General features: G+C 70.7%; 1 protein-coding gene. It reads left to right on the forward strand.

Annotated features, from left to right (window positions below):
- Positions 1–221 precede the first annotated feature (221 nt).
- On the forward strand, positions 222–478 hold a 257-nt coding region (locus tag ACZ4YY_RS26180), incomplete at its 3' end, for a flavodoxin-dependent (E)-4-hydroxy-3-methylbut-2-enyl-diphosphate synthase (RefSeq protein WP_468294848.1).

The raw sequence follows: 478 nt of genomic DNA on the forward strand, positions 1-478 counted from the left end.
CCCTCTCTTCCCCCACATGTTCTTATGGCAAAAGGGCAAGACCCGCAGCCCGGGAGGGGGGGGGGGGGGCCCCCCCCCCCCCCCCTCCCCCCCCCGCCTCCCTATGAGTGGGTTTACGAGCGGGATGTGCTCGCGCCGACGCCCGTGCCGTAATCTCGGAGGCCGGAGCCCGCTTGCTCACGGGACCGGACCTTGATCCACGACTTGGGGTTGCACAGCAGATGACTGCGATTTCTCTCGGCATGCCGTCCGTTCCGACCAAGCTCGCCGAGCGCCGGAAGAGCCGGCGGATCCAGGTCGGCTCCGTGGCGGTGGGCGGGGACGCGCCGGTGTCGGTGCAGTCGATGACGACGACCCGTACGTCGGACGTCGGCGCCACGCTTCAGCAGATCGCGGAGCTCACGGCGTCCGGCTGCCAGATCGTCCGGGTCGCGTGTCCCACGCAGGACGACGCGGACGCGCTGGCGACGATCGCCCG

This window comes from Streptomyces sp. NPDC030143, from assembly GCF_055573695.1.